Below are 19,707 nucleotides of genomic sequence, written 5' to 3' on the forward strand. Positions count from 1 at the left end.
GGGGTGTAAAATTATGGTAACTCAAGCTAATCAAGTCAAATTAGACAGATATTTCAATATAGTAAAAATATTTTTATTTGTAGCGCCGGTTTTAGGATATTTGTATGCAGCAAATGGGGCAACTATGGCAGGTATTACACTCCCTGAATTGCTAGCGCAAAATCCTAGCATAACAATTACGTTTCTTATGACTATGGTTGCTCCATATATTGCTTTTTTATTGGGCTTGCTACAGAAAAAGCTACTTGCGCAGGATTATCCCGGCGCAGTGCTTAATCTAATTTTGCTATTTATAGCTCAATTATTTACTCAAAATTTATTTTATATAATGTTGCTAGGATATTTATTATACAAAACAACAACAGTCTATAACTTGAATATTCGCGAAAATCTCAAAACTATAAAACCTAAGTATTTATTTATGGAATGTGGTGGCAGCTTTATCGTTATAGTTTTATATTTAATCTGTTTTTATGCTAGTCTTCAAATTAGATAATATTAAAGGAGAGATATCAAAATGGAAAAACAATATGCTATTACAATTGCAGGTGGCGGAAGTACTTTTACTCCAGGAATTTGCTTACTTTTATTAGAACATATGGATAGATTCCCTGTTAGAAAAATTATGTTTTATGACAATAATGCAAAGAGACAAGAAGTTATAGCAAAGGCTTGCCAAATCTACCTTCGTGAAAATGCTCCAGAAGTAGAATTTGGATATACTACCGACCCAGAAACTGCCTTTACTGATATCGATTTTGTTATGTGCCACATTCGTGTTGGGCTATACGCAATGCGTGAAAAGGACGAAAAAATCCCGTTGAAATATGGTGTTTTGGGCCAAGAAACTTGTGGACCTGGTGGAATTGCATATGGAATGCGTTCGATTGGTGGCGTTTTAGAAGTATTAGACTATATGGAAAAATATTCCCCAGATGCTTATATGCTAAACTATTCCAATCCAGCTGCCATTGTTGCAGAAGCCACACGAAGACTACGTCCAAACTCCAAAATATTAAATATTTGCGATATGCCAATTGACCTTGAAGAGAAGATGGCTCATATGGTAGGATTAAACTCACGCAAGGATCTCAATGTGGGCTACTACGGCTTAAACCACTTCGGTTGGTGGCATAAAATAGAAGATAAAGATGGCAACGACTTGATGCCTCAAATTAAAGAGAAAATGAAAGTGAACGGCTTTGCTGATGCTATATCTGGAAATCAACACGTTGAACAAAGTTGGATTGATACCTTTTCCAAAGTTAAGGATGTGTATGCGGTAGATCCAGATACGATTCCAAATACGTATTTAAAATATTATCTATTCCCTGACTATGTTGTGGAGCATTCCAATCCAGATTTTACACGCGCCAACGAAGTTATGAATCATCGCGAAAAGAATATCTTCACTCTATGCCAATCAATTATAGATAAAAACACGAGTGAGGGAAGCGGTTTCGAGGCAGATGCTCATGCGGAGTATATTGTAGACCTTGCTTGCGCTATTGCAAAGAACACCAAAGAAAAGATGTTGCTTATAGTGCCAAACGAAGGTGCGATAGAAAACTTCGACAGAACTGCAATGGTAGAGATTCCATGCATCGTGGGTAAAAATGGCTATGAAAGAATCGTTCAAGGTGCTATTCCTCAGTTCCAAAAAGGGTTGATGGAGCAACAAGTGTCTGTAGAAAAGCTTACTGTGGCCGCATGGATCGAAGGAAGCTACCAAAAGCTGTGGCAAGCAATAACCCTATCAAAAACTGTTCCAAGCGCACGAATTGCAAAGCTTATTTTAGACGATTTAATAGAAGCGAATGTAGGATATTGGCCAGAACTAAAATAGAAAGTAGGTAAATATATGGGATTTTTTAAAAAGAAAATTAAGCAAAAACTAATATTTCCATTTATAGATGGCACAACTATGGCAATAGAAGAGGTACCCGATGAGGCTTTTGCCGCAAAACTGATGGGCGACGGCATTGCTATTGACCCTGCAAACGGCACAGTTTATGCGCCATGTGATGCCAAAGTTACTATGGTTGCAGATACCGGGCATGCGGTTGGTTTGGAAACTGCAGATGGTTTAGAATTGCTTATCCATGTGGGAATTGATACTGTTGGGTTAAAAGGAGAGGGATTTAAATTATTAACTGCTGAAAACAAAAAGGTTAAGAAGGGTGATCCGCTTATCGAGTTTGATATCGATTTTGTAAAATCAAAAGAACTTTCTCCTATAGTAATCTTGCTATTAATTAGTGATACCTATCAAGAAATAACTACAAAAAGCCTCAATAAAAAGGTAGACAAAACTTCTGAATTTATAGTAGAATACAAATAATTATCAAATTCTAGGAGGAACTGTATGTTAACAAAGAACTACACGCTTTCGAATAATGTAAAAATGCCTATGGTTGGATTTGGCACCTTTAAACTGCAGCCGGGCGATGAAGCAAAGAAAGCTGTAAGAAATGCACTTAATTTAGGTTATCGACATATTGATTGTGCTATGATTTATGGCAACGAAGAAAGCGTCGGTCAAGGAATCAAAGCTAGTGGCATTCCAAGACAAGATATGTTTATCACCAGCAAGGTCTGGAATACTGATCACGGTTATGAGCGTACGCAAACAGCTTTTTACGAAACTTTAGACCGATTGAAACTGGATTATCTAGATTTATATTTGATTCACTGGCCAAAGCCTATCAATGCTGAAACCTGGAAAGCTATGGAAGAACTTTACGAGCAAAGAAAGATCAGAGCCATCGGAGTTTGCAACTTCAATCAGCATCACCTAGAAGACTTGCTATCGCATTGCAAAATACAGCCGATGGTAAATCAAATAGAATTGCATCCTAAATTTACTCAACCAGAGTTATGTCAATATTGTTCAGATCATAATATTCAAGTTGAAGCCTGGGGATCCTTAATGCAAGGTCAAATATTTGAAATACCTCTTCTCAAACAATTGGCTGATAAATACGAAAAAACTGTAGCTCAGATTGCTCTGAAATGGGCTTTACAAAAAGGCTATGCAGTTATTCCAAAAACAGTATCAACAGAAAAAATGAAGAGTAACTTAAAGCTTACTGACTTCAATATTTCTGATGCGGATATGGCGCAGATCGCAACCCTAGATTGTGGAGGGCGAATAGGTCCAGATCCTGACAACTTCGATTTTTAGTTACTATTATAATGAGGAATATCATAAGGGATTGTCACTTTGGCAGTCTCTTATTTTTATGCATTGCTATTCACAAACGTTGCTATATCCGAAATAACATCCTCGCTTACAACGCCCTTCTCCTGATATTCCGATATGTCGCCGGCACCATTAGATGGCATCATCAGATGATTTAAATTTTCGTATAGCTTAAATGTTGCCATAGGATATTCCGCCAAAGCCTCTTGCCATGCTGCATAGTCGGTAGTAGCTTTTACCTGGAAATCTTTGGCACCTTGTAACACCAAAACTGGTACCTCAATATCTGAAATAAAATTAATCCCTGCAAATTCTTTGGTCGATTTCTGATACCCTGCTGGAAGCCCCATCAAAATTTGATCGTCAGGAATATCTGACATATCCGACCTAAGTATCGCGATGTCCTCTTCGACTTTTATCATCTGTTCTACAACTAAAGTAGTAGTAGCATCGTCGAAACCGCCCTGTTGTGCAACCCTTTCTATATCTTTATTTTGCGCATACGATGCCTCAAAAAGAGGGTCCAGGATTCCTGCCATAGAAATAATTCCAGAAATTTCAGGATTCGCAACGGCAATTGCGGGAGTGAGCCCACCTCCCATCGAATGCCCTAACACAAATATTGCTCGCGGATTAGTTTTTTGACTCTCTGTTAATAACAAATCAATCGCGGCATCAACGTCGTTTAGCACCTCGTGTTGTATAGTCAACTGTGCGCCCAGCTCTGCCATCTCCTTTGGGTAAGCATAGGTTCTCTTGTCATATCTGAGTGTGGCAATCCCCAGGTTAGCAAGGCCGTGAGCAATATCCTGAAATGGCGCGTTGGCAGCGATGGTGGCATTTTTATCTGCAGGCCCAGAGCCATGCACTAACAAAACTACAGGCGGGTTTGTAACATCTGTAGGAAGCGTAAGTACTCCGTCAAGAGGCATAAGATCGCCAATTGTCACCGCTATCTCTTCAAATGACGCATCTGCAGCTAAGGGCTTATCGATAGATGCATAATTTAAATTTAAGCCAGAAATTTCGTTTGCACCGTTATAAACTAAAGTAACTTTGAAGCCATTATGTTCGTATTCATAAATCACTTCTGCAATATAAAATTCATTTGCAACTATTCCATCTGCAGTATAAAACCCTACATATTCTCCAGTTGTTAAATTTTGGACCATCATATTTAGCGTGGCAGCATCCAGCCCTGCTTTCGCCATCTTTTCGTCAAACGCTGCAATCACCTTATCCGCATTGCCTGCAATTAATTCATCTGCCTGTGCGCGAGCCAGAGTAAGCATAGCATCCTCATTAAAGTGTACAGTTTCAATTTCTGTCTTTGAAGTGCATCCGCCCAACAAGCTTATGGATACAGCGCAGGCAATTAGCATAATAAATTTTTTCATTATATTTCCCCTCCAAATAAAAAAAATGGAGCCATATAGACTCCACTTAAGCTATTGTACTTTCTTAGCAAATACATAATGGGTTAGATAATACAAGGTGCCTATGATAAATCCACCTAAAATGTTTCCAAGTAATACAGGAACTCCGTTATACCATATGAAGTTTAACCAAGTCACGTGCTCGATTTTTTCCGCAGTTACGCCTGCCGATAACGCCAAGTCCACAAGATCTGGTTGAGCTTTCGCAAAAAGAGCAACTGGTATATAATACATATTAGCAACTATATGTTCTGATGCACTCACCACAAATGCAAATATTGAGAAAAATCCAGCAAGAACTTTTCCGGCAATATCTTTTGCGGCATAGATCATAACGATTCCAGAGCACACAAACAAGTTACACATAATTCCTAATAAAAACGCTTGCATAAATGACATTGTTGTTTTTGCATATGCAGTTTTAAATATATAATAAAGGAACTGCCCGTCTCCCATCGTTAAAAGTCCCGAAAACGCCTCAATCAGGGCAATAAACGCGGCTCCAACAAAGTTCCCCAACAACACAATCGACAAGTTGGTTATCAAATCCATAACCGTTGTTTTCTTTTCATAAACACTCATTATAACCAAACAATTTCCAGTAAATAAGTCTGCACCATTTATTACAACAAACATCAATCCCACCGGAAAGACAATTCCAGCTACAAATTTAGCAAGCCCAGGATCTGCAATCCCATGAGCTGCCGTAGACGACGCCAGTCCCCCCATTGCTATATACATTCCTGCCAAGATTCCCATCACGAAAATCTCCAGAAACGGTCTTTTTACTTTAGCAACTCCGGCCTCTATCGTATACGCTGAAATTTCTTTCGATGTTAAATAATTCTTATCTGCCATTTTTGATTACTCCTTAATAAAATTTACCTCCACAAAAATTTTATCTTAAGTGTATTACTACAAATTTTTCATTGACAGACCAATTTTCTTATTTTTAACATCGACACTAATCACGGCCACTTTCACAACATCTCCCACTTTCACAACGTCTAGCGGGTGCTTTACATATCTATTTGATAATTGTGATAGGTGGACCAATCCATCTTGATGTACCCCTATATCTACAAAAGCTCCAAAATCAACAATATTTCTCACCGTACCATTAAGTTTCATACCAACTTCTAAATCTGTAATTTCCAAAATTTCACTGTGCAAAATCGGGCTAGGCATATCTTCTCTAGGGTCGCGACCAGGTTTTTCAAGCTCTGTAATTATGTCAATCAACGTCATCGACCCCACTTCAAGTTCTTGTGCCAACTTTTCAACGTCTGAAATTTTGCTTCTGATTCCACTAAAAGAAGCTGTTTTTGTATCAAATCCTAACTTTTCAATCAATTGTGATGCAACAATATAAGACTCAGGATGAACACCTGTTCTATCTAAGAAATTTGTTCCGTCTATAATTCTCAAAAATCCTGCACACTGTTCAAACATTTTAGGTCCCAACCCTTTGACCTTCTTTATCTCTGCGCGCGTTTTGAATGCACCATGTTCTTCGCGATAAATAATTATATTCTCTGATACACTCTTCTTGATGCCAGCCACATATTGTAGTAGCGATGCGGACGCCGTATTCACATCCACTCCCACTTCATTAACGGAGCTTTCTACCACACCACCAAGGCTTTCTTCCAATTTTTTTTGATTCATATCATGTTGATATTGACCTACCCCAATTGCTTTGGGCTCAATTTTCACAAGCTCGGCAAGGGGATCTTGTAAGCGTCTTGCAATAGAAACTGCGCTTCTGGTGCCCACGTCATCGTTTGGAAATTCGTATGTTGCTAGTTTTGAAGCCGAATATACCGAGGCTCCTGCTTCGTTTACTATCACATAACTAATCTTCAAAGAATTTTCTCGAATCATGTCCGCAACAACTTTTTCTGTCTCTCGTGAGGCAGTTCCGTTTCCAATTGCTATCAAAGTAATATTATGTTCTTGTATAAGTTTTATGAGTACTTTCTTAGTTTTTTCGATTTCGTTTTTTGGAATAGTGGGATAAACCACCGTATTATCAAGCTTTTTGCCCATCGAATCGATAACAGCAACTTTGCATCCTGTTCGAAATCCAGGATCCAACCCTAGTACTGTATGTCCTTTAATCGGCTTTGCCATAAGCAATTGATAAAGATTTTTCTTAAAAACGTCTATTGCCCCTTCTTGTGCTTGCTCGGTTAAGGCGTTGCGAATATCTCTTTCTATTGATGGGGCAATCAATCTTTTATAGCTGTCTTGTATTGAATTTTTCAAAAGTTCTTGATTATACTCGGATATAATTTGTCGGTATAGATAATTTAAAATCAACTCTGTATCTATCTCTATCTTTACCGAAAGAATTTTTTCGTTTTCACCACGATTAATTGCAAGTACTCTATGTGAAGGAATTTTTTTTACAGGTTCCTCATAATCGTAGTAAATTTTAAAAACTTCTTTTTCGTCTTTAGATGCCTCTTTAATTTTGGTAACGATCTTGCCTTCTGCAAAAGTAGTATCTCGAATTTGTCCTCTAAAGGTTGCGTTATCACTTACAAATTCTGCTATTATATCGCTAGCGCCAGCAAGTGCGTCGGCGGCTGTTAAGACTCCCTTTTCGGCATCCACAAATTGAGCAACCCTGTCGTCTGCGATCTCTCCTGCTAAAATGTCATTTGCAAGCTCCTCTAATCCACGCTCCTTGGCTATTGTGGCTCGCGTACGTTTTTTAGACTTGTACGGAAGATATAAATCCTCAACAATAGTTAGCGTCGGAGCGGCGTCAATTTCTTTTTGCAGCTCGGGAGTCAATTTTTCTTGCTCTTCGATCAGTCTTATGACTTGTTCCTTTCTGGCCTCTAAATTTCTAAGATAGTTCAATCTTTCGTCAAAATTACGTAATACTTCGTCGTCTAATCCACCTGTAAGCTCTTTTCGATACCTTGCAATAAACGGAATAGTATTGTCTTCATCAATTAATTTAATGGTGTTTTCTACCTGGTCTTTTCGTATATTCAGTTCTTCGCTTAGTATTTTAATTATATCCATTTTAATTTGTAACTCCTCTTTAATAATTATGTTCAAAATTTCTTAAAAGTTTGTAAAGAATGCCGCCATAGAACCAAATAATCCCAATACCATAGATAAAACAAGCATAATACTAATGAACATTTGAATTTTAGGCCTACGCTTATTCATTCTTTCGTGGAAATTCAATTCAGTAGTCTTTTTCATGATTACTCCTCCTCAAGTTTGATGATCCTTTTTTTAAAGCAATATTTATAGTCTATGCGCCTAGTGCATTGCTCTTGAAACTCAACGCGTGCAAATTTATCCTTCACATCCCTAATTATACCACTTCCATGCAGTTTATGCATAATTTTATCACCAATTTTTATGGTAATTTCTGCACCTTCCATTTCCTCTAAAAAAGGCGTAGGTCTTACAGTTTTATTTCTAAAAGTTTTGGGCAAATATATATTCAAATAATTTTTCGCGCGTGTGGCCGCGACATAAAATAATCGTCTTTCTTCTTCTATCTTATGTTCTGTAACACATTTAGCGCTAGGCAAAACTTCATCTACTGCATTGACGATATATACATATTCAAATTCCAGACCCTTCGCACTATGCATTGTGGTCAAAGTAACTCGATCAAGCGATTTTTGGTTTCGTAGTTGATCTTGCAGTTGCATATCAAATTTTTGTAGCTTGTCTTCCCATTGCAAATAGTCGTCTATGTCTGTCGCAGAATAGAGTATATCATCCAAATAGTCATAAAATGCTTGCGGGTCAACTTTGATACATTCCTCCGCATAATATTGTAAATATTTTTTATATCCTATTACATCTCTTATATATTCTATCCCCTCAGATACAGTTTTTTTAGCAAGATGATTTAGTTTAGTATCTAGTTTCGTTAATTTTTCTTTTTGCCAAGCCTTTAGAGTATCTGATTGTATAAGATCTAAAAGAGTAAAGTTGCGAAGGTTTAAAATAGTTTGCCTAGGAATATATCTACTTGGCTTGTTTGCTATCGCTTGAAATGCATCGGCATTAGATCGGTCATATGCCAATCGAAAATATGCCAAAATATCCTTGGTAATCCAGTGATTATAGATCGTGGTGATATTGTCTCTCATTTTAAATGCCAAGTTTCTATTTAATAGCTCCTCCGCAAATGGCTGTGCTTCTGTATTATTTCTATATATAATTGCAATTTCAGAGCTCGGCACCCCTTTTTTTAACACTTCTTCTATAGCGGTAACTACATCTTTGACTTGGATTCGAACGCTTTTACATTCCACTATTTGCGGTGCTATTTTATTGGTATTATGAGCTTTCATCACCTTGTCGTATCGATTTTTGTTGCATTTAATCACCGAATTGCTTTTCTGTACTATTTCTGAGTTGGAGCGATAATTTATATCCAATATAACCTTAGTGGTCGAAGGAAAGTGCTCCGCAAAGTTTAGCAAAAACTCCGGCTTGGCACCTCGAAACGAATAAATACTTTGGTCATCATCTCCCACTACAAAAATTTCGTCATTCGATTCCTTTAACAATTTAATACATTCAAACTGCACCTTATTAATGTCCTGAAACTCATCTATCAATATATGTGAATACTGCATAGCAAAGCGAGCTCGCAACTTGTCGTTATCCTTCAAATGCTGATAACAATCCACTAGCATATCGTCAAAGTCAAACAAGTTTTTGTCGCTCTTATATGTCTCATACTCTATCGCAACTTTTTCAAATATTTCCTGTGAAAGCTTCTCCGGTATATAATTACCCAAATGCAAAAGTTGATTTTTCATCAAGGTATATTCCATTAAAAATGTATCCACAAAGTCTACAATATCTGCTGTACCTATGTTTTTGTAAACCTGCTCAATAAATTTCTTTTTTAAGATCTCATTTATCAAATTTGCCAAATTGTATTTTGCAGGATTAGCAGATCGAAGTATTCGGAAAAATGTAGAATGAAATGTTCCGAAGGTAACTTCGTTATGACCGTATTTGCTATGAAATCTGTCTTTCATTTCTTGAGCCGCCATTTTTGCAAATGTTATGACCAATATATTTCTTGCGTTAATTTGTAGTTCATTAATCATATAATTTACACGCTCTACAATTACAGTTGTTTTTCCAGATCCCGGGCCGGCAACAACTAAAACTGCACCCTTGGATATTGTTACTGCCAATTTCTGATTTTCATTTAACATATATATACCTCACTGTTATTCTATTCCTTGTTTTAATTCATATGGACATTGCTCTAAAAACATGCACTGGCTACATCTCGGATTTCGAGCAGTACAGATGGCTCTCCCATGCATTATCACTTGGATGTTATAACTAATCCACTCCTCCTCGGGAAGCAACTCCATTAATTCGTATTCTATTTTGGTGGGGTCAGCGCTTTCGGTAAACCCCCACCTCGTACTAATCCGTTTTACATGCGTGTCAACCACAATGCTGGGAATATGGTATATATTTCCACGAATGACATTCGCTGTTTTTCTGCCCACTCCTGCTAATTGAACTAAATCCTCAATTTCAGAAGGCACTTGTCCATCATATTTATCGACTATGGTCGCGGCAGTTGCGATAATATTCTTTGCCTTATTTTTATAAAACCCGGCGCTTTTGATATCCATTTCCAATTCGGCTGCTGAAGCGGAGGCAAAGCTTTCGGCGCACGGATACTTTCTAAACAATGTTGCCGTTATAATATTAACTCTTTCATCCGTACACTGCGCGCTTAGTATTGTTGCAACAAGTAATTCAAAGGGATTAGAATGGTTGAGAAAGCAAGGAACATCTTTGGGATAGTGTAGATTTAATATCTTCAATATCTCCCCAACATTTGCTTTCATATTTGTAGCCACCTCGCTTTACTTTGTCCATACTCATATAAAAATATTATTGGCATCGGCTCACCTCGCAATGCTAAGTCTTGGGTTAGATCATACTGAAAATATTCCACATGCATCATTCGCTGCCGTTGCTTCATATTGAGATGCCCGGCGGCCATTTTGATAATCACTGCCGGATCTTTCAAATGCTCCAATGCAGTTTCTTTAAATTTTGACTGATCGATGGTTGCAAGCATCGGCATATGGTCTTTTATATTTTCGTGCAACAACCAATCAAATCGTATCAATTCCTTTATAAGCTCCACATTGATGCGCTCAGTCTGCTGCATAAATTCTAGCAACAGAAGGTAGTACGACTCCTTCTTGTGGCTCAGATGCTCATAGCCTTGCCTCTCCCAAAATTCTGCCAGCTGTTCAAAGAATATAAATGGCGTTGGATACAGCTCAAACATATAACTTAGCGTTCGCTCAAAACGATTGCTATTATAAAACCTCTCTACCATCTCGCAAATTGTGTGTAGCTTTAAAACTTCATCATACGAGATATATTTCGTCGAAAGAACTTCATATGGTGGGTAATCCTTATATACAATTCCATATTTATCCGCATCTTGCTCCATCTGCGACCCTTTTAGCACCTTCAAAAATCCTAGCTGCAGTTGCTCGGGGCGTAGCGATATCACGTCATTAAACGATTTTCTAAACGAATGATAGTCTTCGTGCGGAAGCCCCACAATCAAATCTAGGTGTAGATGAATATTTTCTAGTTGCTTTAAATTTTGTACTATTTTTCCTAGCTTTGCAAATGGCATAGGGCGATTGATTGCCACTAACGCATCAGCATTGGTGGTCTGTACTCCTATTTCAAATTGAATCAACCCTGCCCTAGCCGATTGCAAAACATACAGCATTTCCTTGGTGATCAGCTCTGCAGCAAGCTCGAAGTGAAAATTGGTGATTCCGTTATCGTACTTAATAATATATTTCCAAACCTCCAATGCAAATTTGAAATTGGCATTAAATGTGCGATCTACAAACTTCACCTGCTTGATTTTCTTAGTCAAAAAGTATTCCAAATCTTGTAGTACTCGTTCTAGCGGTAAATAGCGCACGCCCTTGTCGATGCCAGAAATACAATAGGAGCAATTAAAAGGGCACCCTCGGCTAGATTCGTAGTAAATTATCTTGTTTACAAATGGATCCAAATCTTGATAGACAAACGGCAGCTCTGCTAAGTTCATGGCTTTGGTTCTAGGATTTTTTACGATTTTATTTGCGTTTTTATATACAATAGCCGGAATATCGCAAAGTGGCGTTCCGGCTAAATATAGCTTCCAAGTAATTTCTCCTTCGCCCTCCATTATCAAATCCACTGGCAATTCGTTTAGCAGCTCCTCGCAATTAAAACTAACTTCAGGACCTCCTAGAACAATTTTTACATGAGGTAAAATTTTTTTGAGAGTTGGTATTATAGTTTTGATGTATTCGATATTCCATATATAGCAAGAAAAGCCGATGATATCTGGCTGCCTTTTATATATTTGTTTAATTACCTGATTGTCATCGATGTTTATACTAAGCTCCAGCGTTTCGATATCGGCGCCCTTACAATATTTCTCGATACAATGTATGGCTAAATTTGAGTGTATATATTTTGCATTAACTGCAACTAATAGAGTTTTCATAAATTATCTGTCCATTTACTAAAGTTTTTTCCACAACACCGAAGACTTCCATTCCTTCAAACGGAGTATTTCTAGATTTAGATACAAAGTCTTGGCTGTTTATTTTATATTTTGCATTAACATCGATAATGGCAATATCGGCAATTTTGCCCACATCGAGATTCCCTTTGTCTATGCCAATAATAGCGGCTGGCGTTGTAGACATTTTTGAAATCAATTCAAGCGGTGTTAAAATACCAGTTTTTACCAAATGTGTATAACTCAATGCGAAGCTAGTCTCTATTCCGATTATGCCAAACGGAGCTGTTTCGATAGGAGATGCTTTTTCGGCCAAACTATGAGGGGCATGGTCTGTGGCAATAGCGTCTAAGATGCCCGACCTCAGTGCTGCTCGAATGGATGCGACGTCTTCTTTTGTTCGAAGCGGAGGGTTCATCTTTTTGTTAGAATCGTGATCAAAGAGGATGCTATCATCCAAGATAAAGTAGTGCGGTGCGGTTTCGGCGGTAATGCGTATCCCTAGCTTTTTGCCAAATTCGATAAGCTCCACGCCTCCTTTGGTACTAACGTGGCATATATGAAGACGAGCGTTGTTGTGTCGTGCAAGAATCATGTCGCGAGCGATGATAATCTCTTCTGCCTCTCGTCCCAGCCCCTTCAAATTGAAGCGCACCGAATTTTTGCCCTCGTTCATTACGCCACCGATTAAGTTCATATCTTCTGCGTGAGAAAATATTGGAAGCCCCACTGAGTTTGCAATACCCATAGCCTCCTTCATAATGGCAGAATTCATGGCGGTCTTGCCATCATCGCTTAGGGCACAAATTCCAGCCGCTGCCATACCCGTAATATCAGCAACCTCGGCTCCGTTTTGTCCCTTGGTTATGGCGCCTACAGGTATTACGTTCACCACCGTGGCAGCGTCGCAAACGTATCGCACCATATTTGCAGTATCGATCACTGGATTGGTATTTGGCATGGGGCATATTGTTGTTATTCCTGCTCTCGCAGCGGCCAAGCATCCCGTCGCTATCGTTTCCTTATGCTCAAAGCCAGGCTCTCTTAGGTGTACATGCAAATCCACCAACCCCGGAATTACCCACTTCCCTGTCGCATCAATTACCGTATATCCTTCTGTACTTTTTTCTCCTATAAACTCAATACGTCCATCTTCTATATAAATATTTGTTATCTGTTCTAAATTAGTTGCGGGATTTAATATCAATCCGCCGGTTATACATGTTTTCATAGCTCACTCCTAATATAGTTTTCTTTATTTAAGATTATTGGCAAAAATTTGGTATAATATACAGCAAAAAAAAAAGCTCTGCACCTAAAATGCAAAGCCTCAAACAAAGTATGGTAACCCCAATATTGCAACAGCCATTCCCAACACGGCACCACAAAAAACTTGTGTCGGTGTATGTCCTAACAATTCTTTTAGAGTAAAATCTATATCAAATTTTTTCTGATCTTTCAAGTGCTCCATAATTTCATTTAACAATATCGCTTGATTGCCAGCTTGCATTCTCACATTTGCCGCATCATACATAACCACGCAGCTAAATACGCACGCTACCGCAAACATAGTTGTATTATATCCTTCTAGCTGCCCAATGGCTGTAGATAACGCGACGGTAAACGCACTATGAGAGCTGGGCATTCCGCCAGATGCCGTTAATTTAGCTATATCAAATTTTTTGTCGTGTACTAATGTTATAACGATTTTTAGTACCTGTGCAATAAACCAGCTTATAATTGCAATTATAAGTGAAGGACTAATAATCCAATTAGTCATATTATCTCCTCCTATTTAGTAAGTCCTGTGCAATCTCTTTTAATAAAGAAGTATCGCCATTCACTTTATCCAAACATTTGATAGCTTTAGCAGTAAGCTCCGCTGCAATCTCATAGCATTGATCTACACTGAAAAAGCTCGTATAGGTAACTTTTTTGTTTTTACTATCACTGCCTATATCTTTGCCAAGTTCGTTGACTTGTCCTGTGATATCTAATATATCGTCAATTATTTGAAAAACTTTGCCTAAATATGTGCCATATAATTCCAGAGCAAACAGCTCGCTCTCTGATCCATAACCCAAAACAGCACCCATTTTCAACGCACTCTTGATCAACGCACCTGTTTTGTTTAGTTGTATTTTTTCTAGCATTTCTATAGAAATTTCTTTGCCCTCATAAAACATATCGTACATTTGACCAAGCACCATTCCGGATGCGCCAGCCCCTGTGGCCAAAATATTAGCCGCAATAGCTTTTGCAGGATCCATATCAGATACTAAATCTTGTAGCATTATTTCAAAAGCCAGTGTTAAAAGTCCGTCTCCGGCTAAAATGGCCGTGGCTTCATCAAATTTTACATGATTAGTTGGCAAACCTCGTCGCAGCGCATCGTTATCCATTGCCGGAAGATCGTCATGAATTAGCGAGTAGGTGTGTACAAATTCTATAGCACACATATATGGAGCAATGTTGCCGGTCCCTCCCACTGCCTCATACGCAAGACGCATCAAAATAGGCCGAATGCGCTTTCCGCCTTGCAATACGCTATAGCGCATTGCCTCTTGTAGTCTTGTGCACTCGCCGGTTTCTTTTGCCAGATAATTCTCTAGCATTTCGTCTATCTTATATTTGTTAAGATAATCCACTTCCTCCCTCCTTTATAGATACAAATTGACCATTTTCATATAAGCTAATTTCAGCTTCGGCCTGATTTAATAATTTTAAGCAATTTGCCGCAAAGTCCATTCCTTCTTTATAGTTTATGACTGTCTCATCCAAACTTATGTTACCTTCTTCCAATTTTTGGATAATATTTTCTAGATTACAGAGACTTTGCTCAAAACTTATTTTATCGGTCATTTAACTTTCTCCTTAATATCTTTTTGCTTGCTTATTACTTTGGATATGATGTTTCCGTTGGCCACCCTAATGTCCAAATCATCTCCAATGGCAATTTTGTCAACGTTGGAAACAACATGGCCAGACGACGAAGTCACCATTCCAAACCCTCGCAAAATTGTAGCTATTGGTGAGAGTTTTTCTATTTGTTTGAGATTTAAATTCAACTCCATCTTTTTTTTGTGCAGAATATCCTGAATGCGTTCGTTCAAATCTTCTGCCAATAAATCTAACTCCTGTATTTTCTGGAGATACATTTTAGTTTTGTCTTTAAATATCGGCCTGTTTATCAAGTCATTAAGATTCACTTCACATTCTCGCACTTTTGTTTTCATAATATTATCCAAAGTTCTAATGTGATACTTCAATGTCGCGACAGTATCGGCCAAATTCGGAAACACTATTTCGGCAGCAGCTGATGGTGTGGCCGCCCTATGGTCCGCAACAAAGTCGGAAATCGTGAAATCAATCTCATGCCCTACCGCGCATACTATCGGAATCTTCGAATTATATATCGCCAATGCAACGGCTAATTCATTGAAACACCACAGATCTTCTATTGAGCCACCGCCTCGGCCCAATATTATAACATCAACTATCGCATCGGCATTGGCTTTTTCGATTGCCCACACTATTTCATTTTTTGCGTATTGTCCTTGCACACTCGCGGGATAAATATATATTGGTATGGTCTTATTTCTTCGTCTCCCAACTCGAATAATATCATGGATCGCGGCACCGGTTTTAGACGTAATTATTCCCACCGCTGCAGGATATTTAGCCAACGGCTGGTGTTTATCAAAATAGCCCTTTTGTTCTAGCGTACTTTTCAGCTCCAAAAACTGTGAATACAGTGTGCCCAAACCTTCTTGCTCAATCTCATATACATAAGCCTGATAATTTCCAACTTTTTCGTAGAGCCCAATCTGGCATCTAACCAAAACTTTCATTCCATCTACCAGCAAAAAATTAAGTTGCGAGGCATATTGCGAAAACATGACCGCTTGAATTCCGGCATTTTCGTCTTTGAGTGAAAAATATAAATGCCCGGATTTATGATATGTCAAATTTGAAATTTCGGCGCGCAACCAGATGCCATTTAGTATATAATCTTCGTGTAAAATAGCTGCCACATAATGGTTTAGCTCGCCGATGCCAATTATTTTTCTATCCATTAGAGGAAACCTTTTTGTTCATGTTCCCTAATATTCCGTTAATGAATTTTCCAGATTTTTCCGTGCTATATTCTTGCGCTATTTCTACCGCCTCATTTATAGCGACTTTGGGCGGCAAATCTTTGGCATAATTGATCTCATATACTGCCAGTCGCAAAATCATTAAGTCCACCTTTGCTATTCGGCTAAGATTCCAGTCTACTAAATTGGCTTCGATTTCAGTATCAATCGCATCCATATTGTCTACAATTCCTTCAAATGTTTCCGATATAAAAGTTTTTACCTTGCCTTTTATATCCAATAAATTTTCGTTTAATATTTCTTGTGCTTGCTCTTTGTCATGAAAGCTAAGATTGTAAAGCATCTGAACAACACAAATTCTTGCTTGTCTTCTTGTCATCTAATTTTCCTTCTATTCCGTTTATTCCGTTTACTCCGTTTATTCTTGTTCAAATGCTACGCCAACTACCTGAATATCAACGCGCAAAACTTTAAGGCCAGTCATTGTTTCTATAGAATTTTTAACTTTTTCTTGGATTTGTGCGCAGGTTTTTTTTACATTAAATCCATAGTTCAAAATTGCCTTAATAGAAACGCTAACTCTTGTGCCCCCCTCTTCTATAAAAACTTTGATACCCTTAAGCTGTCTTTTTCTTGTAATGGTTTGCACTATATCTTGCTTAGCAGGTGCCAGGCTTTTTAGTCCATTGACTTCCAGCGCGGCGATCTGAGCAATAACTGCAATAACATCATCTGCTATCTGAACAATTCCTTTTTCCATTGCGTTATACACCTCTTCACTATTTTTTTTCAATTATACAGACTTATGATACGTTTGTCAATTTGTCACATTTTTCTACAGCAATTAATAATATATAAACATAATCCTAACTTGTCAAGGAAGGTGATAGTATGCCGATGTTCAATATTTTATATATCGTATTACTGATGTGTTTTATTTGTTTGATCCAAAGTAATTTCAAACACCAAGGCTCAAGTATTCTATCCAACATTGCTTACTTTATGATCTGGGCTATTATAACATATGTGTTGACGAGTATCTTCCCCAATATCATGGAACAATATTTTATAGTCTATGTTTTTCTATCCATGTTATTTACAATGTTTCTGGGGATTTTACTAGAATAACACTTTCTATTCTGTTCGGATGGTCAACAAACTGCCGTCCGATTGATTCTCAACAATTTCGCTATTGATTAATGCGACAGCTTTGCGAATTTCAGGTGCTATTGATTTATGAATGCCTTCGAGCTGCGACAAAAACAGTAATATCATTTGTTTAGCTGAACTGCTAATGCGATCTACAAAGCGTCCGTCTCCTATTTTTTTTAAAGCCTGAACGCCGTACATAGCCTGCGTAGCGTTTTTAACATTAGAAGCCGCCATAATATATTCGAGACTATACTCTATATCTTTCATGGGCAAGGGTTGATGCTTGCTGCGTTGGCCCATATTACCCAATGCGGGTAGAATGTATAAATTAAGCTTGCCATTAACCAGATCTTGTTGCAAAAATTTAATTAATTTGTTGAATATTTGTAATGATATACAGGCCTTTCCTATTGCAGGCATCAGGGAATTAGCATAGTGTTTGACTACCTGATTATTATCTAACAAACTTTCCAAACTGTCAGAAACTACTGAAGATTTAGTGTTGCCCATAATATTAATTACACATGCGTAATATGCTTTGAAGTCCGAAGAAGGGTTTTCGATAATTGCTTGAGCCGTATTAGAAAAATAATCTAAGTGAATACGTTTAATAGAAATTTGAGGAATAAGTTGATTCAATGTATGAGCTAATATATATTTATAGAAATAGCCCTCTTTTTCAAGCTCTTGTATAAGCCGCGCCGCCAGCTCATTTTTGTTAGAACACTTTTGAAGCATATCTCCCATATTTTTGGCAATTTTATCCACTTGATGGTCGCGCTTAAGAGAGGGATCGGTATCGTATTTGCTGCAAAATTGTTTCAATTTATTAAGGTCGTTTTTGCTAAAGCAATTGTCAAAAGAATCTACATATTTCGAAGCTTGACAATCGATAAAATCAAGCTCTGAACTTCTATCAATTTGAACTTGTGCCAAAATATTAATAGCATGTGCCGTATTTTTTTGGTTAGGCAAATTATTATTAACTGCCGTCTCCGAAGTATTTTTCTTCATCTTAGATTTTTTTTGATTAGGGTCGCCAGCTGATGCCGGAGCATTGACTTTACCATTTGCCGCGGGAGCATTGACTTTACCATTGCCGCCGGAGCATTGACTTTACCATTTGCCGGGAGCATTGACTTTCCATTTGCCGCGGAGCATTGACTTTACCATTTGCCGCGGGAGCATTGACTTTGCCATTTGCCGCCGGAGCATTGACTTTACCATTGCCGGAGCATTGACTTTACCATTTGCCGCCGTGAAGCATTCTTTTCCGTACTGCCGCTGCGGAGCAACGACTTTACCATTGCCGAGCATTGACTTTACCATCTGCCGCCGGAGCATTGACTTTACCATTTGCCGCGGGAGCATTGACTTTACCATTTGCCGCCGGAGCATTGACTTTACCATTTGCCGCCGGGAGCATTGACTTTACCATCTGCCGCCTGAGCATTGACTTTACCATTTGCCGCCGGAGCATTGACTTTACCATTTGCCGCGGAGCATTGACTTTACCATTTGCCGCCGGAGCATTGACTTTACCATTTGCCGCGGAGCATTGACTTTACCATTTGCCGCCGGAGCATTGACTTTACCATTTGCCGCCGGAGCATTGCATTGACTTTACCATTTGCCGCCGGAGCAACGACTTTACCATCTGCCGCCTGAGCATTGACTTTACCATTTGCCGCTGGAGCATTGACTTTGCCATTTGCCGCCGGAGCATTGACTTTTCCATTTGTCGCCGGAGCATTGACTTTCCATTTGCCGCGGGAGCATTGCCTTTACCATTTGCCGCCGGAGCATTGACTTTTCCATTTGACGCGGGAGCAACGACTTTACCATCTGCCGCCTGAGCATTGACTTTACCATCTGCCGCCTGAGCATTGACTTTACCATTTGCCGCGGGAGCATTGACTTTACCATTTGCCGCCGGAGCATTGACTTTACCATCTGCCGCCTGAGCATTGACTTTACCATCTGCCGCCTGAGCATTGACTTTACCATCTGCCGCCTGAGCATTGACTTTACCATCTGCCGCCTGAGCATTGACTTTACCATCTGCCGCCTGAGCATTGACTTTACCATCTGCCGCCTGAGCATTGACTTTACCATCTGCCGCCTGAGCATTGACTTTACCATCTGCCGCCTGAGCATTGACTTTACCATCTGCCGCCGGAGCATTGACTTTACCATTTGCCGCGGGAGCATTAACTTTACCTTTTGCCGCCGGAGTATTGGCTT

Annotated in this window: 22 protein-coding genes; 4 read left to right on the plus strand and 18 right to left on the minus strand. The window is 38.8% G+C overall.

Annotated features, from left to right (window positions below; translation table 11 throughout):
• Positions 1-13: 13 nt before the first annotated feature.
• From PCY70_RS06745 to PCY70_RS06760, 4 genes are read left to right on the plus strand one after another with little or no spacing between them, the layout of a single operon-like run.
• Positions 14-496, plus strand: coding sequence for a hypothetical protein (locus PCY70_RS06745; protein WP_305768924.1), 483 nt, complete (start codon positions 14-16; stop codon positions 494-496).
• A 21-nt stretch (positions 497-517) separates the two neighbouring features.
• Complete coding sequence (locus PCY70_RS06750) at positions 518-1,846, plus strand: 6-phospho-alpha-glucosidase (RefSeq protein ID WP_305768925.1); 1,329 nt, start codon at positions 518-520, stop codon at positions 1,844-1,846.
• A gap of 15 nt (positions 1,847-1,861) precedes the next feature.
• Positions 1,862-2,341, plus strand: a complete 480-nt coding sequence (locus tag PCY70_RS06755; RefSeq protein WP_305768926.1) for a PTS sugar transporter subunit IIA — start codon at positions 1,862-1,864, stop codon at positions 2,339-2,341.
• A 24-nt stretch (positions 2,342-2,365) separates the two neighbouring features.
• Positions 2,366-3,184 carry an aldo/keto reductase gene (locus tag PCY70_RS06760; protein WP_305768927.1) on the plus strand — a complete coding sequence of 273 codons (819 nt, stop codon included), beginning with the start codon at positions 2,366-2,368 and terminating at the stop codon, positions 3,182-3,184.
• 56 nt (positions 3,185-3,240) lie between these two features.
• On the opposite strand, the gene PCY70_RS06765 is transcribed toward PCY70_RS06760, so the two are convergent.
• The 18 genes from PCY70_RS06765 to PCY70_RS06850 all read right to left on the minus strand — a co-directional run.
• Positions 3,241-4,599, minus strand: coding sequence for an alpha/beta hydrolase (locus tag PCY70_RS06765; protein WP_305768928.1), 1,359 nt, complete (start codon positions 4,597-4,599; stop codon positions 3,241-3,243).
• A gap of 51 nt (positions 4,600-4,650) precedes the next feature.
• On the minus strand, positions 4,651-5,496 hold the full coding sequence (locus tag PCY70_RS06770) for a formate/nitrite transporter family protein (RefSeq protein WP_305768929.1): 846 nt from the start codon (positions 5,494-5,496) through the stop codon (positions 4,651-4,653).
• A gap of 57 nt (positions 5,497-5,553) precedes the next feature.
• On the minus strand, positions 5,554-7,677 hold the full coding sequence (locus tag PCY70_RS06775) for a Tex family protein (protein WP_305768930.1): 2,124 nt from the start codon (positions 7,675-7,677) through the stop codon (positions 5,554-5,556).
• 42 nt (positions 7,678-7,719) lie between these two features.
• Entirely contained in the window at positions 7,720-7,863 is a 144-nt protein-coding gene (locus PCY70_RS06780; protein ID WP_305768931.1) for a hypothetical protein, read from the minus strand.
• Between the two features lie 2 nt (positions 7,864-7,865).
• Positions 7,866-9,857: an ATP-dependent helicase gene (locus PCY70_RS06785; RefSeq protein WP_305768932.1), complete on the minus strand. Its 1,992-nt coding sequence runs from the start codon at positions 9,855-9,857 to the stop codon at positions 7,866-7,868.
• A gap of 15 nt (positions 9,858-9,872) precedes the next feature.
• Positions 9,873-10,511: an endonuclease III gene (gene nth, locus PCY70_RS06790; RefSeq protein ID WP_305766768.1), complete on the minus strand. Its 639-nt coding sequence runs from the start codon at positions 10,509-10,511 to the stop codon at positions 9,873-9,875.
• Complete coding sequence (locus PCY70_RS06795) at positions 10,508-12,196, minus strand: B12-binding domain-containing radical SAM protein (protein WP_305766769.1); 1,689 nt, start codon at positions 12,194-12,196, stop codon at positions 10,508-10,510. Before PCY70_RS06795 ends, nth begins: the two co-directional genes overlap by 4 nt.
• The gene (locus PCY70_RS06800; RefSeq protein WP_305766770.1) at positions 12,171-13,445 is read right to left on the minus strand and encodes a dihydroorotase; all 1,275 of its coding nucleotides are present in this window, start codon (positions 13,443-13,445) and stop codon (positions 12,171-12,173) included. The genes PCY70_RS06795 and PCY70_RS06800 overlap by 26 nt, the downstream gene beginning before the upstream one ends.
• Positions 13,446-13,544: 99 nt before the next feature.
• Positions 13,545-13,994, minus strand: a complete 450-nt coding sequence (locus PCY70_RS06805; RefSeq protein ID WP_029488392.1) for a divergent PAP2 family protein — start codon at positions 13,992-13,994, stop codon at positions 13,545-13,547.
• A gap of 1 nt (position 13,995) precedes the next feature.
• Complete coding sequence (locus tag PCY70_RS06810) at positions 13,996-14,862, minus strand: polyprenyl synthetase family protein (protein ID WP_305766771.1); 867 nt, start codon at positions 14,860-14,862, stop codon at positions 13,996-13,998.
• Complete coding sequence (gene xseB / locus PCY70_RS06815) at positions 14,849-15,076, minus strand: exodeoxyribonuclease VII small subunit (protein WP_010169308.1); 228 nt, start codon at positions 15,074-15,076, stop codon at positions 14,849-14,851. Before xseB ends, PCY70_RS06810 begins: the two co-directional genes overlap by 14 nt.
• Positions 15,073-16,290, minus strand: a complete 1,218-nt coding sequence (gene xseA / locus PCY70_RS06820; protein ID WP_305766772.1) for an exodeoxyribonuclease VII large subunit — start codon at positions 16,288-16,290, stop codon at positions 15,073-15,075. The genes xseB and xseA overlap by 4 nt, the downstream gene beginning before the upstream one ends.
• The gene (gene nusB / locus PCY70_RS06825) at positions 16,283-16,690 is read right to left on the minus strand and encodes a transcription antitermination factor NusB (protein ID WP_010169306.1); all 408 of its coding nucleotides are present in this window, start codon (positions 16,688-16,690) and stop codon (positions 16,283-16,285) included. Before nusB ends, xseA begins: the two co-directional genes overlap by 8 nt.
• A 39-nt stretch (positions 16,691-16,729) precedes the next feature.
• Positions 16,730-17,071 carry an Asp23/Gls24 family envelope stress response protein gene (locus tag PCY70_RS06830; protein WP_010169305.1) on the minus strand — a complete coding sequence of 114 codons (342 nt, stop codon included), beginning with the start codon at positions 17,069-17,071 and terminating at the stop codon, positions 16,730-16,732.
• Between the two features lie 374 nt (positions 17,072-17,445).
• A complete protein-coding gene (locus tag PCY70_RS06835) occupies positions 17,446-18,477 on the minus strand; it encodes an HMG-box domain-containing protein (RefSeq protein WP_305766773.1) in 1,032 nt (343 codons plus the stop codon).
• 102 nt (positions 18,478-18,579) lie between these two features.
• Positions 18,580-18,780 carry a hypothetical protein gene (locus PCY70_RS06840; RefSeq protein WP_305766774.1) on the minus strand — a complete coding sequence of 67 codons (201 nt, stop codon included), beginning with the start codon at positions 18,778-18,780 and terminating at the stop codon, positions 18,580-18,582.
• Complete coding sequence (locus PCY70_RS06845; protein WP_305766775.1) at positions 18,764-18,928, minus strand: hypothetical protein; 165 nt, start codon at positions 18,926-18,928, stop codon at positions 18,764-18,766. The genes PCY70_RS06840 and PCY70_RS06845 overlap by 17 nt, the downstream gene beginning before the upstream one ends.
• Before the next feature lie 126 nt (positions 18,929-19,054).
• The coding region (locus PCY70_RS06850; protein ID WP_305766776.1) for a DUF4097 family beta strand repeat-containing protein at positions 19,055-19,707 on the minus strand (653 nt) is incomplete at its 5' end.

Source organism: Candidatus Epulonipiscium viviparus (assembly GCF_030708075.1).
GTDB lineage: Bacteria > Bacillota > Clostridia > Lachnospirales > Cellulosilyticaceae > Epulonipiscioides > Epulonipiscioides viviparus.

Excerpts from the sequence above, each read along its gene's own strand:
- PCY70_RS06745 (WP_305768924.1), top strand. The coding sequence starts at position 14 with ATGGTAACTCAAGCTAATCAAGTCAAATTAGACAGATATTTCAATATA.
- PCY70_RS06750 (WP_305768925.1), top strand. The coding sequence starts at position 518 with ATGGAAAAACAATATGCTATTACAATTGCAGGTGGCGGAAGTACTTTT.
- PCY70_RS06755 (WP_305768926.1), top strand. The coding sequence starts at position 1,862 with ATGGGATTTTTTAAAAAGAAAATTAAGCAAAAACTAATATTTCCATTT.
- PCY70_RS06760 (WP_305768927.1), top strand. The coding sequence starts at position 2,366 with ATGTTAACAAAGAACTACACGCTTTCGAATAATGTAAAAATGCCTATG.
- PCY70_RS06765 (WP_305768928.1), bottom strand. The coding sequence starts at position 4,599 with ATGAAAAAATTTATTATGCTAATTGCCTGCGCTGTATCCATAAGCTTG.
- PCY70_RS06770 (WP_305768929.1), bottom strand. The coding sequence starts at position 5,496 with ATGGCAGATAAGAATTATTTAACATCGAAAGAAATTTCAGCGTATACG.
- PCY70_RS06775 (WP_305768930.1), bottom strand. The coding sequence starts at position 7,677 with ATGGATATAATTAAAATACTAAGCGAAGAACTGAATATACGAAAAGAC.
- PCY70_RS06780 (WP_305768931.1), bottom strand. The coding sequence starts at position 7,863 with ATGAAAAAGACTACTGAATTGAATTTCCACGAAAGAATGAATAAGCGT.
- PCY70_RS06785 (WP_305768932.1), bottom strand. The coding sequence starts at position 9,857 with ATGTTAAATGAAAATCAGAAATTGGCAGTAACAATATCCAAGGGTGCA.
- nth (WP_305766768.1), bottom strand. The coding sequence starts at position 10,511 with ATGAAAGCAAATGTTGGGGAGATATTGAAGATATTAAATCTACACTAT.
- PCY70_RS06795 (WP_305766769.1), bottom strand. The coding sequence starts at position 12,196 with ATGAAAACTCTATTAGTTGCAGTTAATGCAAAATATATACACTCAAAT.
- PCY70_RS06800 (WP_305766770.1), bottom strand. The coding sequence starts at position 13,445 with ATGAAAACATGTATAACCGGCGGATTGATATTAAATCCCGCAACTAAT.
- PCY70_RS06805 (WP_029488392.1), bottom strand. The coding sequence starts at position 13,994 with ATGACTAATTGGATTATTAGTCCTTCACTTATAATTGCAATTATAAGC.
- xseB (WP_010169308.1), bottom strand. The coding sequence starts at position 15,076 with ATGACCGATAAAATAAGTTTTGAGCAAAGTCTCTGTAATCTAGAAAAT.
- xseA (WP_305766772.1), bottom strand. The coding sequence starts at position 16,290 with ATGGATAGAAAAATAATTGGCATCGGCGAGCTAAACCATTATGTGGCA.
- nusB (WP_010169306.1), bottom strand. The coding sequence starts at position 16,690 with ATGACAAGAAGACAAGCAAGAATTTGTGTTGTTCAGATGCTTTACAAT.
- PCY70_RS06830 (WP_010169305.1), bottom strand. The coding sequence starts at position 17,071 with ATGGAAAAAGGAATTGTTCAGATAGCAGATGATGTTATTGCAGTTATT.
- PCY70_RS06835 (WP_305766773.1), bottom strand. The coding sequence starts at position 18,477 with ATGAAGAAAAATACTTCGGAGACGGCAGTTAATAATAATTTGCCTAAC.
- PCY70_RS06840 (WP_305766774.1), bottom strand. The coding sequence starts at position 18,780 with ATGCTCGGCAATGGTAAAGTCGTTGCTCCGCAGCGGCAGTACGGAAAA.
- PCY70_RS06845 (WP_305766775.1), bottom strand. The coding sequence starts at position 18,928 with ATGGTAAAGTCAATGCTCAGGCGGCAGATGGTAAAGTCAATGCTCCCG.